At 69.5% G+C, this 262-nt stretch carries 1 protein-coding gene; it reads left to right on the top strand.

Annotated elements, in window-relative coordinates; translation table 11 throughout:
- Positions 1–262 (top strand): hypothetical protein (locus tag SM753_RS20780; protein WP_323192952.1); only part of this gene is annotated, 262 nt, incomplete at both ends.

Here is a 262-nt window from a genome sequence, read left to right on the forward strand (position 1 = left end):
TCCGCGAGCAGAAGGCCGAGAACGTCGCGGAGAAGCGCGAGCGTGCTGCCGACCTGCGCGAGGAGGCCGACGAGCTCGAATCCGAAGCCGAGGGGAAGCGCGAGGAGGCCGATTCGACCCGCGAGGCAGCCGACGAGTTGCGGAGCGACCTCGGCGAGGCCAACGGCGAGCGTGCCGAGGTGAAGACAACCGTGGAGACGCTGGAGCGGCTCTCGGAGCTGTTCGGCGACGTCGACTCGGTCGAAGCCGAGGTCGAGCGACT

The sequence above is a fragment of the Halostella sp. PRR32 genome, assembly GCF_034808085.1.
Lineage (GTDB): Archaea > Halobacteriota > Halobacteria > Halobacteriales > Natronoarchaeaceae > Halostella > Halostella pelagica.